The following is a 15671-nucleotide window of genomic DNA, read 5'->3' as shown; positions in this document are numbered from 1 at the left end:
ATGCCTTACTACTGTCATCGCGTAGATATCTCTGAACCACCGCCAACGTTGCGATGGGAGGACCAACTGTGAAGTTTCGTTGTGAGCGTGACGTCCTCACCGAGGCCGTCAGCACCGCCGGGCGGGCTGCCGCCAGTCGGGGTGGCGCGCTCCCGGTGCTGTCCGGGGTGCGGGTCGAGCTGGCGGACAACCGCCTCACCCTGACCGGGAGCGACCTCGACCTGACCATCTCGGTGTCGGTCACCGTCAACGGCGAGACCGACGGCCTCGCCGTCATCCCCGCCAAGCTCGCGTCCGACATCGTGCGCTCGCTCGAGCCGGGGGCCGTGAGCTTCGAGGTGGTCGACGACGAGGTCCGGATCACCTCGGGCCGATCCGACTTCTCGCTGCGGCTCATCCCCGCCGACGAGTTCCCGCACCTCGCCGAGCCGGCGGGCGACGCCGTCACCCTGTCAGCGGCCGACTTCTCCGCCGCCCTCCACCAGGTCGTCCCGGCGGCCTCCGCCGACGACTCCCGTCCCATCCTCACCGGCGTGCTGCTCGCCGCCGAGGAGACCGGGCTGCGCCTGGTGGCCACCGACTCGTACCGCCTCGCGGTCCGCGACCTGCCCGGCACGTCGGTTCTGGCCGAGGGCCAGAGCGTGCTGGTCCCGTCGCGCGCCCTCGGCGAGCTCGGCCGTCTCCTCGGCGACGCCGAGTCCGTCACCTTGCGCCTCGGAGAGCGAGACGCCTCCTTCGAGATCGACGACGCGCGGCTCAGCACCCGCCTCATCGAGGGCGAGTTCCCCAACTACCGCGGCCTCATCCCGGCCAGCCACCCCAACCGGCTCACCGTCGGGCGTGAGGTGCTGCTGGACGCGGTGCGGCGGGTGCGCCTGATGGCGCGGGAGTCCACGCCGGTCCGCATGGTCATGAAGGCCGACTCGCTCGAGCTGCTGGCCGTCACCCAGGACGTGGGCCAGGCCCACGAGGAGCTCGACGCCTCCTTCGACGGCACCGAGCTCACGGTCGCCTTCAACCCCGAGTTCCTCATCCAGGGCGCGGAGGTCACGCCCGGCGACGAGATCACCCTCGAGACCATCGACGCCCTGAAGCCGGCGCTCCTGCGCTCGCCCGACAGCCCGGACTTCCTGTACCTGCTGATGCCCGTCCGGGTGTCCTAGCCCGGTCGGGGTGCAGCTCCGCCGCCTCTGGCTCACCGACTTCCGCAGCTACGAGGCTGCGGACGTCGCCCTCGCCCCGGGGTTGACCGCGGTCGTCGGGGACAACGGCCAGGGCAAGTCCAACCTGCTCGAGGCGGTCGCCTACCTCGCCACCCTGTCGTCCTTCCGGAGCGCGCCCACCGAGGCGCTCGTGCGCCAGGGAGCGTCGACCGCGGTGGTGCGTGCCGAGATCGCCCGTGACGACCGCGAGCTGCTGGTCGAGGCCGAGATCGTGCCGGGGGGACGCTCGCGGCTCCAGGTCAACCGTCAACGGGTGCAGCGGAGCCGCGACCTGCTCGGCGCGCTGCGGGTGTCGGTCTTCGCGCCGGACGACCTGGCCCTGGTCAAGGCCGGGCCCGCCGGGCGACGCCGGTTCCTCGACGATGCCCTGGTGGCGCTGTCGCCCAAGAACGACGACCTGCGTACCGAGGTCGACCGGGTGCTGCGCCAACGCAACGCGCTCCTGAAGCAGGCGGCCGGGCGGTTGAGCCCCGAGGTCGAGCTCACCCTCGACGTCTGGGACGACAAGCTGGTCACGGCGGGCTCGTTGCTGGGAGAGCGGCGGGCCGCGCTCCTCGAGGACCTCGACCCGTACCTGCGGACGGCCTACGCCGACCTCGCGGGCGCGCCCGTCGCGGTGGGCGCCCGGTACGAGTCGGCGTGGTGGGGGAGCGAGGGTGGGCTGGCCGCCGCGCTCGCCGCGGCCCGCGACGAGGAGCTGCGCCGGCGCCTCACCCTCGTCGGGCCCCACCGCGACGAGGTGGGATTCACCATCGACGGCCTGCCCGCCCGCACCCATGCCTCACAGGGCGAGCAGCGCTCGCTGGCGCTCGCGCTGCGCCTCGCCGCCCACCGCCTGGTGGCCGACGCCACGGAGACGCCCCCGGTGCTGTTGCTCGACGACGTCTTCTCCGAGCTCGACCCGGCCCGCTGCGACGCGCTGGTGACCCACCTGCTCGCCACCGGCGCACAGACCATCGTCACCACCGCGGGCGCGCTGCCCCCGACCGCCGCGCCGGACGCCGTCCTGCGCATCGCCGGCGGCGTGCTCTCGCCGGGCTGAGCAGGGGACCGCCTACGCCGGCGGCGTGCTCTCGCCTGGCTGAGCGATGCGGGTGGGTCAGGTCGGGGGGAGGAGGGCCTCGCCGACGGTCATGAGGCGGCGGATCTCGGCCATGACCGCCTCGGCGTTGGCGGCGTGGTCGTCGCCGTGCAGCCACATCGGCTCGTCGGCCACCTCGACCACCACGAGGCGCCGGCGGAACGGGTTCATGCGGGGGAGTGGTCGGTGCGCGGGCCAGACGTGTTGGGTGCCGACCAGGCCCGCGGGCAGTACCGGCACGTCCGCGCCGGTGGCGAGGCGGGAGATGCCCGTCTTGGCCGGACCGGTCGAGAGGGGGTGGTCGGGATCCCAGTGCAACCGACCCTCCGGCATGATCAGCAGCGGGATGCCGTCACGCAGGGCGGCGATGGCCGCGTCGAGGGCGTGCCCGGCGTCGCCCCGGTCCACGGGGATGGCCCCGATGGCCCGGCACAGCAGGCCCATGAGCCGCTTCTCGAAGTACTCCCGGGCGATGAGCACCCGGACGTAGCGCCGGAAGTGGTGCAGGGCGATCAGGCCGGCCACGACGTCGAACAGGCTGCGGTGGTTGGCGGCCACGATGCCGACCTCGAGGGTGGGCGCACACGCACCGCCCCGGACGTCGTAGCGGACGAACGGTGCGGTGACCACCTTGCAGACGCGCGCGATCCAGCGCAGCCGCGACTCGGGGGTCCTCATCGCGCGGATCGGTCGTGGTTCGGGCCGCCCATGCCCGACACGTTGCCCCAGCGACGCCGCGCTCGCCAGCGGACGCCCGGCAGCGGCACGCGAGTAGCGTCGCGCCGCGAAGCGCCAAGGGGGATGACGATCGTGAAGCGACCCATGCCGGCGAGAGCCCGCAAACCGCTCGAGGCGGTCATGGCGGTCCTCGTCGCGCTGGCCGCCCTCGCGGTCCTGCCGGCTGGGGTGCCCGCCGCAGCGGCCGAGGAGCCGTCACCGCCGTCGATCACCATCGTGTTGGACTCGATCCCGAACTCGGCGCAGGACGTCACCTTCACGAGTTGCCTCGGCTCGGGCTGCGGACAGTTCGTCCTCGACGACGACGACGATCCCGCCCGACCCTCCTTCATCTCGGCCGGCGCGCTGGCGCCGGGCACCTACACGGTGCAGCAGTCACCGGTGGCGGGCTGGACCCTGGTCGACATCGACTGCGACACCGGCGAGAACGTGGACCTGTCGTCGGGCACCGCGACCATCGTGTTGGAGCCTGACGAGCATGTGACCTGCACGTTCTACGACCGCGCTCCGGCCATTCGCATCGTCGAGGAATCCGGCTCCGGTCACGACCTGGGCTTCACCGGCTGCGGGCCGGGAGGCTGCGGCCCGTTCACCCTGGACGACGACGAGGACCCGACCCACCCGGACCGGGTGCTCTCGGTGCCCCTCCCCACCGGCGAATACACGATCACCCAGGACGCCGACGCCAGCTGGCCGTTGACGGGCCTGTCGTGCTCGACGGGGGAGACCGTCGACCTCGCCGCCCGTCGGGTGACGATCGACCTCGGCCCGACCGAGGTCGCCACCTGCACGTTCACCAACGTCACCCAGCGCCTGACCATCGTCCAGGACACCGAGCCCGACGCCGCCGACGACTTCACCTATACGAGTTGCCTGGGCTCGGGCTGTGGCCAGTTCGCGCTCGACGACGATGCCGATCCGACCCTGCCGTCGTCGGTGACCGGGGAAGGCCTGGCGCCCGGCACCTACACCGTCACCCAGGACGACACCGGTGACTACGACCTGACCAGCCTGGCTTGCTCGCCGACGGAGACGACCAGCCTCGCGACGAGGACGGCGACGGTGACGCTCGGCGCCGGCGAGCACGTGGTCTGCACCTTCCGGGCCGAGCCCGGCGGCCCCGTCGTACCCGTCACGTCGTTGGCGGCCGGCCACGAGCAGGCGTGTGCCGTGGTCGCCGGGGAACAGGCGCGCTGTTGGGGGGAGAACGGGAGCGGCGCACTGGGTGACGGGACGACGACCGATCGTGCGCGACCGGTGGCCGTGTCGGATCCCGCCGGGGTGGGCCCACTGACCGGGGTGACCCAGATCGACACCGCCGGCAGAGGCTTCGCCCCGGGGGCCAACACGGCACGGAGCTGTGCCCGTCTGACCAACGGCCAGGCACGATGCTGGGGTGGCGGCAACGGTCCCCTCGGCGACGCCGCGGGCTCGACCTCGTCGACCCGCCCACTGGTGGTGTCCAACGCAGCCGGAACGGGTCCGCTCCTCGCCGTGGCCGAGGTGGGCACGGGGAGCGGGTTCACCTGCGCACGCGTGGGTCGACAGGTCCGCTGTTGGGGCGCAGCCGGGAGCGCGCTGGGTGACGGGAGCGGCTCCGCCGCCCGGACCCGACCGACCAGTGTCGTGGACGTCGACGGCGAGGGCCCGCTCACGGGCGTCACCCAACTCTCGGTTGGGTTCGACCACGCGTGCGCCCTGTTGACGACCGGTCAGGTGCGGTGCTGGGGCGGGAACAACCGTGGCCAGCTGGGCAACGGCACTTCGACCAGCGCGCCTCGAGCGGTCGTGGTGTCGAACCCGGCCGGCACCGGGCCCCTCACCGGAGTGGCCGAGATCAGCGCCGGCAGTGGGTTGACGTGCGCGCGCCTGGACTCGGGTGAGGCGCGCTGCTGGGGCCAGCACACGGGCGACGGGACCAGCTCGAACCGATCACGACCCGTGGCGGTCCTCGATCCGAGCGGGTCGGCGCCCCTGTCCGGGGTGGCGGAGGTCTCTGCCGGCGGAGGCTTCGGCTACACCTCGAGCTCGGGCGAGTCGCTGATGAGGAGCGCATGCGCGGTCCTGACCACCGGGGAGGCGCGGTGCTGGGGTACGAACGCGCGGGGTCAACTCGGCGACGGCACCACCACGACGCGACTGCTCCCGGTCGTGGTGTCGTCGCCGTCGGGGTCCGGCGCGTTGACGGGTGTGGCCCGGGTGGTGGTCGGCGGGTTCAACGCCTGTGCGCTCCTGGACGACGGTGCCGCCCGCTGCTGGGGCGGCGCGGCGCCCGGCGACGGCACGGGCGGCTCGCTCCGGCCCGCGGGGCCGGTGCTCGTCCACTAGCGGCGGCGGGGAAGGCGCCCGCTCCGGGATCCAGCGAGGCGTCTGCGACCGCCTGGTCGCCCTGGGTGACGACGACGGGGACCGGCGAATTCCGGGTCGAGCGGGTCGTCGTAGCACTCGGTCGCGTCGACGTCCGAAGCTCGCTGGACATCAGACGGGAAGTCAGGTGGGGACGTCAGGGAGGTGGCGCGAGGGTGGCGTCGGCCTGGACGGGAGGGCCACCCGAGGTGACGGCGAGCACGTCCGCCTGCGCGGGGTCGACGTGGTCGTCGAAGAACTCGGTGGCGTTCACCCCCCGGGGGTCGATGTACACGACGAGGTAGTTGCCGGTGGCGAGCCCGCCGATCTCGAACTGGCCGGCCGGGTCCGCCTGGACGGCCCGCTTCAGGGTCCCGGTGTTGGCGTCGACCGCGAACACCCAGGTCCGGGCCGCCGGCCCAGCGGCCTCCTCGACGGTGCCGACGATGGTCCCGGTGACCGGGACCGGGCTGATGGCGTTGACCGAGAGCACGATGTCGGCGCGGGTGACGGTGTTGGCCTGCACAGGCACGGGCTGGGCGTCGGCGAAGTCGGTCGCGTCGGGGTAGTACTCGGGTCGGTGCCCGCCGTCGGGGTCGAAGTAGGTCAGCAGGTAGTCGCCCGGCGGGAGGGGGAGCTGGTAGTTGCCGTCGCGGTCGGTCTCGGCGGCGACCACGGTGTCGAAGGTGGTGGCGTCCTGGGCGATCACCCCGATGCCGTTGACCGCGACGCCGAAGGTGTTCGTGACCCGACCGAACACCCCGGGGGGGCCCGAGGGGTCGAGGAGGGCCAGCCGGTCGTTGCCGGAGTCGATCACGTACCGCCGGAGGTCGTCACCGATGAAAACGTTGCGCGGCGCCTCGAGCTCCTCGTTCCGGGCGCCGGTGCGTCCGAAGGTGGCCTCCCAGGTCGCCACGTTCGAGCCGTCGTTGAAGCGCCAGACCGAGATGCGGTCGTTGCCCGTGTCGGCGATGAACATCGAGTTCGTGGGCGGCAGGTTCACGCCCTCCCAGATGCCGGCCGGCGCCTCGAAGCGCCGGTTGCCCGACCCCGTCGAGCCGAAGGAGCTCACGTAGTGGCCCGACGAGTCCCACACGGAGATCCGGTCGTTGCCGGTGTCGGCCACGAAGACCCGGTCGTTGATGTTGGCCGCGATGTCCCGTGGGCCCCGCAACTGCCACGGACCGCTGCCGGTCGAGCCGAAGCGCTCGATGAAGATGCCGTCGGGCTCGAACTTCTGGATCCGATTGTTGCCCGTGTCAGCGACGTAGACGTCGCCGGCAGAGTCGACGGTGATGCCGCGAGGGGAGTTGAACTGGGCGTTGAGGGTCCCGGTCGAGCCCCAGTCCCGGATCGGGAGCGCGGTGTCGGTGTTGTAGACCACGACGCGGTCGTTGCCGGTGTCGGCGACGTAGAGCCCGGTGTTGCTCGGGCTGAGCGCCACGTCCCAGGGCTGGTCGAGCGTGAGGCCATCGACGGTGCTGTTGCGAAGGGCCCGCAGGAAGCGGCCGTCGGCGTCGTACTGCACGATCCGGTCGTTGCCGGTGTCGGCGACGTAGATGTCGCCGTTGTCCCGGTTCACGGCGACGCCGCGGGGGTTCTCGAGCTCGCCGTCGCCGTCGCCGGCGATGCCCAACGTGTCGAAGAACTGCGGTTGGCTCGACCCGCGGGAGTCGGCGCCGGCGGCGCCGCCGAACGCCGCCGCCGCAGCCAACGCGGCGAGCACCAGCGCCACTGGTAGCAACCCGGACCGAAATCGCATCTCGCCCTCCTGCGTCGTGCATCCGCTCCCGCTGGAACGCCACGAGCGTAGGGGACCGGGGCGCCACCCGCCGGGTCGGCGTCACTCCCCCTCGGTAGCGTGGGGGACGTGAGCTCGCCCCGACCGCTGGCCGCCGGGATCGACCACGTCCTCGCCGGTCTGGGGGCGCCGTCGGTCGACGCGTCCGCCACGGTGTTCGAGGCGTGGCCCGAGGCCGTCGGCGCCGATCTCGCCGCCCACTGCGCGGCGCGCTCCATCGAGCGGGGCACGCTCGTCGTCGTGGCCGACGACCCCGCCTTCGCCGAGCGCCTGGCGTGGTCCGAGGCCCAGGTGGTCGCCCGCCTCGAGGCCCTCACCGGCGCCGCCGTGGTCGCCCGCCTCGACGTGCGCGTCCGGCGCTGACGCCCGCGTCAGAAAGCCGTCACCGGCCCCGTCCGGACGGGGCGCGCGAGGGCGCCGCCGGGGGCTTGACCATCAGCCGATCCGGGGGGTCCCGCTGGTAGAATCAGGGGTCCGTGGACGCCTCTTTTCCGACCTGCGCTCCCGCCGCGGTCGACGTCGGCGCCCCCTTCCCCCGCCTCTCGTCCCTCCGACGCGAAAGGGCCCCGCGTGGCCGATAGCACCGCAACAACGTCGTCGTACTCCGCCAAGGACATCACCGTCCTCGAAGGTCTCGAGGCCGTCCGCAAGCGCCCGGGCATGTACATCGGCTCGACCGGCCCGAGCGGCCTGCACCACCTCGTCTACGAGGTGGTCGACAACGCGGTCGACGAGGCCATGGCCGGCTACTGCGACCGCATCGACGTCACCATCCTCGCCGACGGTGGGTGCGAGGTCCGTGACAACGGGCGCGGCATCCCCGTCGACAGCAGCCCGAAGTTCAAGGGCAAGTCGGCCGCCGAGGTCGTGCTCACCGTGCTGCACGCCGGCGGCAAGTTCGGCGACGGCGGCTACAAGGTGTCCGGTGGCCTGCACGGCGTCGGCATCTCGGTGGTCAACGCCCTGTCCGAGCGCCTCGAGCTCGAGATCGACGTCAACGGCAAGCACCACTTCATGGACTTCGCCAAGGGCGGCAAGGTGCAGACCAAGCTCACGGTCAAGGGCGACGCCCCCCGCAACCGCACGGGCACCACGGTTCGCTTCTGGCCCGACCCCACGATCTTCGAAGAGGTCGAGTTCCGCACCCAGACCCTCCTCGAGCGCTTCCAGATGATGGCGTTCCTCAACAAGGGCCTCGAGATCCGGGTGAAGGACGAGCGCCCGGACGCCACCTTGGAGCCGACCACCTTCAAGTACGCCGGCGGCATCATCGACTTCGTCAAGCACAACAACCGGTCCAAGGACGCCCTGTTCACCAAGGTCGGCTACTTCGAGCAGTCCGAGGAGGACCAGGAGGTCGAGATCGCCTTCCAGTGGAACACCGGGTACAACACCGACGGGATCCACAGCTTCGCCAACGGCATCAACACCATCGAGGGCGGTATGCACGAGGAGGGCTTCAAGAAGGCCCTCACCAACGTGGTCAACCGCTACGGCGAGGCCAAGGGCCTGGTGAAGGAGAAGGACGGCCGCCTCCAGGGCGAGGACATCCGCGAGGGCCTCACCGCCATCATCTCGGTGCGCCTACGCGAGCCCCAGTTCGAGGGACAGACCAAGGGCAAGCTCGGCAACGTGTCGATGCGCTCGCTGGTCGAGCGGGCCACCAACGAGAAGCTCACCGACTTCTTCGAGGAGCACCCCACCGAGGCCAACAAGATCGTCAAGAAGGCGTCGGCCGCGGCCACCGCCCGCCGTGCCGCCCAGGAGGCCCGCAAGGCCACCCGCCGCAAGTCCGCCCTCGAGGGCGCGGGCATGCCCGACAAGCTCCGCGACTGCTCGTCGCGCAACCGCGACGAGACCGAGCTGTTCATCGTCGAGGGCGACTCCGCCGGCGGCCCCGCCACCCAGGCCCGTGACCCCCGCACCCAGGCGGTGCTGCCCATCCGGGGCAAGATCCTCAACGTCGAGCGGGCCCGCATCGACCGCATGCTGAAGAACAACGAGATCCAGGCGCTGATCTCGGCCATCGGCGCCGGCGTGGGCGAGGAGTTCGACGCCGACAAGATCCGCTACGACAAGGTCATCATCCTCTGCGACGCCGACGTCGACGGCAGCCACATCCGCACCCTGTTGCTCACCTTCTTCTTCCGCCAGATGAAGCCGCTGGTGGAGGAGGGCCACGTCTACATCGGCCAGCCCCCGCTCTACTCCACGGTGGTGGGCAAGGAGAAGGTGTACCTGAAAGACGACGCGGCCAAGACCCAGTTCCAGGCCGACAACCCCACCCACAAGAAGGACTTCCAGCGCCTCAAGGGCCTGGGCGAGATGGACTGGGACGAGCTCCAGGAGACCACCATCGACCCGCAGAAGCGCACCCTGTTGAAGGTGGGCGTCGAGCAGGCGGCCATCGCCGACGAGGTGTTCTCGGTGCTCATGGGCGACGACGTGGAGAGCCGCAAGCACTTCATCCAGACCAACGCCACGGACGTGAGGTTCCTCGACATATGACCCCGCCACCGGACGGCTCGGACGACCTGGCGGCGTTCGAAGAGCAGTTCCAGCCCATCGAGATCCAAGAGGAGATGGAGCGGTCGTTCCTCGACTACTCCATGTCGGTCATCGTGTCGCGGGCCCTGCCCGACGCCCGCGACGGCCTCAAGCCGGTGCACCGCCGGATCCTCTGGGGCATGTACGACCTCGGGGCGCGCCCCGACCGCCCGACCATGAAGTGCGCCCGGGTCACCGGTGAAGTCATGGGCAAGTACCACCCCCACGGCGACAGCGCGATCTACGACGCGCTGGTGCGCATGGGCCAGTGGTTCTCCCTGCGCCACCCGCTCGTCCACCCCAAGGGCAACTTCGGCACTCCCGACGACCCCCCGGCCGCCGCCCGCTACACGGAGTGCCGCCTCGCTCCCATCGCCATGGACATGCTGGCGGGGATCGAGGAGGACACGGTCGACTTCGTCGACAACTACTCGGGTGAGTTCACCGAGCCCGTCCTGTTGCCCTCGCGCTTCCCCAACCTGTTGGTCAACGGCAGCCAGGGCATCGCCGTGGGCATGGCCACCAACATCCCGCCCCACAACCTGGGCGAGGTGATCGACGCCACCGTCCACCTGCTGGCCAACCCCGACGCCACCCCCGACGACCTCATGGAGTTCGTCAAGGGCCCCGACTTCCCGACCGGCGGCATCATGATGGGCCGACAGGGGATCATCGACGCCTACCGCACCGGCCGTGGATCGATCCGCATCCGGGCCGTGGCCGAGATCGAAGAGGGTCGCACCAACGACCACATCATCGTCACGAAGCTGCCGTACCAGGTCAGCCCCAGCTCGGTGCTGTTGAAGATCAAGGAGCTCGTCGACGCCGGCGAGCTCGACGGCATCGCCGCCATCAACAACGCCTCCTCGGGCGACGAGATCCGTCTCGAGATCAAGCTCAAGCGCGACGCGCCGGCGCTCGTGGTGCTCAACAACCTCTACAAGCGCACCCCGCTCCAGACCAGCTTCGGCGTGAACACCGTCGCGCTGATCGACGGCGTGCCCCGCACCCTCAACCTGCGAGACGCCCTGCTCGCCTACGTGGACCACCAGGTCGACGTCATCCGCCGGCGCTCCGAGTTCCGCCTGGCCGAGGCCAAGCGCCGCGAGCACATCGTCGAGGGCCTGGTGAAGGCGCTCGACATGATCGACGCCATCATCGCCCTCATCCGGGGGTCGGCCGACCGTCCGGAGGCCCGCGCCGGCCTGATGGGCGAGGGCTTCGAGTTCAGCGAGATCCAGGCCAACCACATCCTCGACATGACCCTCGGCCGCCTCACCCGGCTGGGTCGCGCCGAGCTCGAAGAGGAGCTGGCCAAGCTGCGCGAGACCATCGCCGAGCTCGAGGCCATCCTGAGCGACGAGGGCAAGCTCCGGGCCGTCATCCGCGACGAGCTGGGCGAGGTCCGCGAGGCCCACGCCACCCCCCGCCAGACCGACATCACCTACGACGTCGGCGACATCGACATCGAGGACCTCATCGACGACGAGGAGCTCGTCGTCACCATGACGGCCAAGGGCTACATCAAGACGGTGGCCGCCGGCGCCTTCCGCACCCAGGGCCGGGGCGGGCGGGGTGTGGCCGGCACCAAGCTGCGCGACGAGGACTACGTCACCCACGTGATCCACACCACCGCGCACGCCTACCTGCTGCTGTTCTCCAACCGGGGCAAGGTGTACCGCCTCAAGACCCACGAGATCCCCATGAAGGAGCGCACCGCCCGCGGCACCGCGGTGGTGAACCTCCTCCCGCTCCAGCCGGGCGAGACCATCCAGGCCATCATCGACACCCGGGACTACGAGACCAGCCGGTTCCTCTTCTTCGCCACCAAGCAGGGCCAGGTGAAGAAGACCAAGTTCACCGAGTACGACTCGTCGCGCCGTGACGGCATCATCGCCATCAACCTGCGCGACGACGACGAGCTGGTGAAGGTCATCCAGACCGACGGTGAGACCGACATCTTCCTCGTGTCCAAGGCGGGCCAGACCATCCGCTTCAAGGAGTCCGAGGTCCGACCCATGGGTCGTTCGGCCGCCGGCGTGCGGGGCATGAAGCTGCGCGAGGGCGACGAGGTGATGTCCGTGGACGTGGCCCGCGAGGGCGCGGCGCTGCTCACCGTCACCGACTCGGGATTCGGCAAGCGCACCATGCTCGACAAGTTCCCGGCCAAGGGCCGCGGCACCATGGGCGTCAAGGGCATGAAGATCACCCAGCGCCGCGGCACGGTGATCTCGGCGCTGATGGTCACCCTCGACGACGACATCATCTTGATCTCGTCGGTGGGCACGGTGATCCGCATGTCCGTGCGCGACATCTCGGCTCAGGGCCGCGACGCCTCCGGCGTCAACGTCATGAAGGTCGGCCCCGACGAGTCCGTCGCCGCCGTGGCCCTCGTGCAGGAGCAGGAAGAGGCCGACGACGCCTCGTAGGCGTCTGGCCACCTCTCCGCACCTCCGCACCCACCCCCTGAACTCGACGCAGTAGCTGTCGGAATCCGACAGGCATTGCGTCGAGTTCGAACCGACTTCCCCCGCCAACCGTCTCCTCAGGGGAAGTCCCATGCCATGCCACCCGTCGTCACCGCCCATCCACGTTCATCGACCGGACCGACGTGAGCGGGGCCAGGCCCTGCCCCTGGTGCTGGTCGCCCTGGCCCTCGCCGTCGCCGTGATGATGGCCACCGGGGGACTGGCGCAGCGGGCCGTCGCCGCTGCCCAGGCCCGCACGGCGGCCGACGCCGCCGCGTTGGCCGGCGCGGCCCGGGGCGAGGAGGAGGCGCGAGCCGTCGCCGCGGACAACGACGCCGAAGTGGTGGCCTACGCCGAGGCCGGCCCCCGGGTCCGGGTCGAGGTGGTGGTTCGCGGTCGCCACGCCGTGGCCGCCGCTGAGCGCCTCACCCCGCCGCCGTCTTCGTCGGGCGCCCAGGGCCTCACCCCGGAGATGCAGGCCGCCGTCGCGCGAGCGGAGGCGCTGCTCGGTCAGCCGGTGCCCATCACCTCGGGCTGGCGCAGCCCCGACCAGCAGCAGTGGCTCTGGGACCACCGGGACACCAATCCGTACCCCGTCGCTCGTCCGGGGACCTCGATGCACGAGCGTGGCCTGGCCATCGACGTGCCGTCGTGGTTCGTGGCGCCGCTGCGCTCGGTGGCGTCCGAGGCCGGACTCTGCTTTCCGCTGCCCGAGAGCGATCCCATACACTTCGAGCTGTGTCGACCGCCCGGACTCCCGTAGGCGGAGACGCGCCCGACGACGGGTCGGACGAGCCCCTCGCCGACGCCGCCGACGTAGAGGTCGCGGACGAGGCAGACCTCGCCGAGGAGGCGGACGACGTAGAGTCCGGTCAAGGCCTGAGTGACGATCGACCGAGCGCCTCCGACGTCGACGAGAACCCTGCCGGGGACACCCTCGTGGTCGAGCTCGACGACGAGGCGGAGGAGCGGGCCGAGGGGGACGACCCCGACACCGACGTCGACGGCCGCCCGCTGGGCAACGAGCTCGACGCCGAGCTCGAGGCCGAGGCCGCCGAGATGGCCCCCCTCGTGGAGCTCCCGGATCGCCCCCACTTCGCCGCGGACGAGCCGCCGGCGACCGACGGGTCCCGCCCGACGCCCTACCGGGGCGACGAGGTCAGCGTCCGGGTGCGCGGCCACGGCCGGGTCCCCGCCCGCCGCGTGCGCCGGGTCATCCGGCGCGTCGACCCGCTGTCGGTGCTCAAGCTGGCGTTCTTCTTCAACGTGTGCGTCTTCGCCATGTTCCTCGTGGCCGCGGTGCTGCTGTGGTCCGCCGCCATCGGCTCCGGGTCGACCGACAACATCGAGAGCTTCCTCGTCGACATCGGCTTCGAGGACTTCCGCCTCGTGGGCACCGACCTCTTCCGCGGGTTCTTCGTCTTCGGCGGCGGCATGGTCATCGCCTTCACCGTCCTGGCCGTGCTGCTCGCCCTGCTGTTCAACCTGATCAGCGACGTGGTGGGGGGCATCCGCCTCACCGTCATCGAGCCGCTCGTGGCCGGCGTCGACGCCGAGGCCGACGGATCTCAGGGTGCTCAGGCCGAGTGACCGGTGGTACCCTCACCCGTTCCCACGGGGCTATAGCTCAGTCGGTTAGAGCGCATCCCTGATAAGGATGAGGTCGCTGGTTCGAATCCAGCTAGCCCCACCAGCACCGTGGTCAGAGGCCCCTCCGGGGGCCTCTCGCCGTTCTCGGCGCCGGACCACGCTCGACTAGGGCGAGCGGGGGGCGAAGGTGATGGGGACGACGGCGGTGGGGGGCAGGTCGGCGTTGAAGGTGAAGGGGGTGAGGGAGAGGGCGCCGATGGCGCAGCGCTCGAGGCGGCAGTTCCGGGTGGTGCCCCTCGGGAGGTAGTACCAGCGGGGCCGGACCTGGAAGGCGACGTCGAAGCTGCCGCTCGGTCCGACTTCGACCTGTGCGCCCGGGGACTGGCGGTTGTAGATGCTGCACCCGAACACCGTGACGGCTCGGGGTTTGCACTCGAAGAGGAAGGCGCTCTGGAAGGGGGTGAAGTGGTCGCCGTGGACCGTCACGGTCTGGCCGCCGATCAGGCCGGTGGCCGGGGTGACGGTGATGGACGGCGGCGGATCGAGGGCGCCGGCCGGGTCGAAGGTGACCGGCGCCGTCGCGGTCGTACGGGTATCGAAGCCGTGGGTCGAGGAGGCGACGAACATGCAGTCCGAGGTGCGGCAGTCGGCTTCGACCGACCCACCGTCGATGAGTGTGCTCGTGGCCACGGGGATCGAGAAGGACCCGGCGCCATCGGAGTCGGCCTGGAAGAACGCGTTCGAGTCACACGCGTCGATGGCCTGGGCGTTGGCCGGGCACTCGGTCACGAGGACGGTGCTGTCGGGGGCGAAGCCCGTTCCTTCAGCGGTGAGGGTCTGGTGATCGACGAGGTCCGTCGAGGGGGTGACGGTCAGCGTCGGCGGCTTGGCGAAGGGGGCGTCGGGATCGAACGTGAGGGCGAACGTCCGGCGGAGGAAGCCGCCGGTGAAGTCGTAGAGACGCACCCGCAGCTCGCAGCGACCCGCAGCGGGGCGGCAGTCGTACGGGCCCTTCAGGAGGTCCAGCAAGGCCGACGCAGGCACGGTCAGATCGAATGCGCCGTTCTCGAAGTACAGGCCGAACCCCTCGGTCTCGCCACAGGCGAACTCGCCGGTTCGACGCGTGCGGCACTGCTGCACCTCGACGACGCCCGGCCCCCCGTTGGCCACGCCGCGGCCCGAGACGGTGAGGACCTCGCCGTCGAAGAGACCGGTGGTCGGCGCGACGGTGATGGTGCCAGCCGCCTCCGGTTCCTGCGCCGGCGCCGCGACGGCACCGGTGGGGGCCAGGGCGAGCGCGCTCAGCACCAGGCACACCGCCAGTGCCGCGACACGTCGTGATCGAGTCATGTGGGTCTCCTCCCCTTGCCCGCCGGGCGGACCCTAGTGACCATTCCGGTGTACGGGTCTGTACATCGAGACTCGTGCCGCTGCGTCAGCAGCGGCTGGGTTGTCGTTGGCCGGGTGGGGTGCCGGCCGTCCATGGGCCCTCGGCCTGTTCGGTGGGGGGCCGCGGTCGGGGTGGGGCTTGTCGCCGGCGGGGGTTGTTGGTGAAGGTGCGGCCGTCGGGGGCGGTGGCGGTGAAGATCCCGGTGATGATGTCGCGGTCGAGGGTCCAGCCGCGCTTGTGGAGCAGGTTGTGGTGACGTCGACACAGCAGACAACCGCGGTCGAGGTCGGTGAGGCCGTGCTCCGCGTCCCAGTAGTCGAGGTGGTGGGCGTCGCACCACTCAGGGGGGCGGTCGCAGCCGGGGAACGCGCAGCCGCCGTCGCGGCGGGCCATGGCCCGGCGTTGGGCCCGGTTGAACTGGCGGGCTTGGCGGCCGGCGTCGAGGACTTCGCCTTCCGCGTCGAGGACGAGCCGCCCCACCGCGCTG

The 15671-nt window shown here is 71.1% G+C and carries 12 protein-coding genes and 1 tRNA gene; 9 read left to right on the top strand and 4 right to left on the bottom strand.

Going from position 1 to position 15671, the window contains the following annotated elements:
- Nucleotides 1–68: 68 nt before the first annotated feature.
- Nucleotides 69–1163: a DNA polymerase III subunit beta gene (gene dnaN, locus JNK12_17425; protein MBL8777726.1), complete on the top strand. Its 1095-nt coding sequence runs from the start codon at nucleotides 69–71 to the stop codon at nucleotides 1161–1163.
- A gap of 10 nt (nucleotides 1164–1173) precedes the next feature.
- A complete protein-coding gene (locus tag JNK12_17420; GenBank protein ID MBL8777725.1) occupies nucleotides 1174–2265 on the top strand; it encodes a DNA replication/repair protein RecF in 1092 nt (363 codons plus the stop codon).
- A 57-nt stretch (nucleotides 2266–2322) separates the two neighbouring features.
- On the opposite strand, the gene JNK12_17415 is transcribed toward JNK12_17420, so the two are convergent.
- Nucleotides 2323–2982, bottom strand: a complete 660-nt coding sequence (locus JNK12_17415; GenBank protein ID MBL8777724.1) for a 1-acyl-sn-glycerol-3-phosphate acyltransferase — start codon at nucleotides 2980–2982, stop codon at nucleotides 2323–2325.
- A 132-nt stretch (nucleotides 2983–3114) separates the two neighbouring features.
- Between JNK12_17415 and JNK12_17410 the strand changes: the two genes are divergently transcribed.
- Nucleotides 3115–5370: a hypothetical protein gene (locus JNK12_17410; GenBank protein ID MBL8777723.1), complete on the top strand. Its 2256-nt coding sequence runs from the start codon at nucleotides 3115–3117 to the stop codon at nucleotides 5368–5370.
- Between the two features lie 175 nt (nucleotides 5371–5545).
- Here JNK12_17410 and JNK12_17405 read toward each other — a convergent pair whose 3' ends face one another.
- Nucleotides 5546–7150, bottom strand: a complete 1605-nt coding sequence (locus JNK12_17405; GenBank protein MBL8777722.1) for a carboxypeptidase regulatory-like domain-containing protein — start codon at nucleotides 7148–7150, stop codon at nucleotides 5546–5548.
- A gap of 108 nt (nucleotides 7151–7258) precedes the next feature.
- Here JNK12_17405 and JNK12_17400 point away from each other — a divergent pair, with 108 nt between their 5' ends.
- The 6 genes from JNK12_17400 (at nucleotide 7259) to JNK12_17375 (ending at nucleotide 13897) form a co-directional block, all read left to right on the top strand.
- Nucleotides 7259–7552 carry a DUF721 domain-containing protein gene (locus JNK12_17400; GenBank protein ID MBL8777721.1) on the top strand — a complete coding sequence of 98 codons (294 nt, stop codon included), beginning with the start codon at nucleotides 7259–7261 and terminating at the stop codon, nucleotides 7550–7552.
- Nucleotides 7553–7759: 207 nt separating this feature from the next.
- Nucleotides 7760–9697, top strand: a complete 1938-nt coding sequence (locus JNK12_17395; GenBank protein MBL8777720.1) for a type IIA DNA topoisomerase subunit B — start codon at nucleotides 7760–7762, stop codon at nucleotides 9695–9697.
- Entirely contained in the window at nucleotides 9694–12165 is a 2472-nt protein-coding gene (gene gyrA, locus JNK12_17390; GenBank protein ID MBL8777719.1) for a DNA gyrase subunit A, read from the top strand. The genes JNK12_17395 and gyrA overlap by 4 nt, the downstream gene beginning before the upstream one ends.
- A 130-nt stretch (nucleotides 12166–12295) precedes the next feature.
- The gene (locus JNK12_17385) at nucleotides 12296–12967 is read left to right on the top strand and encodes a M15 family metallopeptidase (protein ID MBL8777718.1); all 672 of its coding nucleotides are present in this window, start codon (nucleotides 12296–12298) and stop codon (nucleotides 12965–12967) included.
- Nucleotides 12943–13794 carry a DUF3566 domain-containing protein gene (locus JNK12_17380; GenBank protein ID MBL8777717.1) on the top strand — a complete coding sequence of 284 codons (852 nt, stop codon included), beginning with the start codon at nucleotides 12943–12945 and terminating at the stop codon, nucleotides 13792–13794. The genes JNK12_17385 and JNK12_17380 overlap by 25 nt, the downstream gene beginning before the upstream one ends.
- Before the next feature lie 26 nt (nucleotides 13795–13820).
- Nucleotides 13821–13897 (top strand) — tRNA-Ile (locus JNK12_17375).
- A 62-nt stretch (nucleotides 13898–13959) separates the two neighbouring features.
- Here JNK12_17375 and JNK12_17370 read toward each other — a convergent pair.
- Together JNK12_17370 and JNK12_17365 are read right to left on the bottom strand one after the other, a co-directional pair.
- Nucleotides 13960–15144, bottom strand: a complete 1185-nt coding sequence (locus JNK12_17370) for a hypothetical protein (GenBank protein ID MBL8777716.1) — start codon at nucleotides 15142–15144, stop codon at nucleotides 13960–13962.
- An 85-nt stretch (nucleotides 15145–15229) separates the two neighbouring features.
- The coding region (locus JNK12_17365; GenBank protein MBL8777715.1) for an HNH endonuclease at nucleotides 15230–15671 on the bottom strand (442 nt) is incomplete at its 5' end.

This window comes from Acidimicrobiales bacterium, from assembly GCA_016794585.1.
GTDB lineage: Bacteria > Actinomycetota > Acidimicrobiia > Acidimicrobiales > DATDAH01 > JAEUJM01.
This window is presented reverse-complemented; position numbering and strand designations above follow the sequence as displayed.

What these genes read in the sequence shown, in the direction of transcription:
- JNK12_17415 (MBL8777724.1), bottom strand. Translation starts at nt 2,982, where the DNA reads ATGAGGACCCCCGAGTCGCGGCTGCGCTGGATCGCGCGCGTCTGCAAG.
- JNK12_17405 (MBL8777722.1), bottom strand. Translation starts at nt 7,150, where the DNA reads ATGCGATTTCGGTCCGGGTTGCTACCAGTGGCGCTGGTGCTCGCCGCG.
- gyrA (MBL8777719.1), top strand. Translation starts at nt 9,694, where the DNA reads ATGACCCCGCCACCGGACGGCTCGGACGACCTGGCGGCGTTCGAAGAG.
- JNK12_17385 (MBL8777718.1), top strand. Translation starts at nt 12,296, where the DNA reads ATGCCATGCCACCCGTCGTCACCGCCCATCCACGTTCATCGACCGGAC.
- JNK12_17370 (MBL8777716.1), bottom strand. Translation starts at nt 15,144, where the DNA reads ATGACTCGATCACGACGTGTCGCGGCACTGGCGGTGTGCCTGGTGCTG.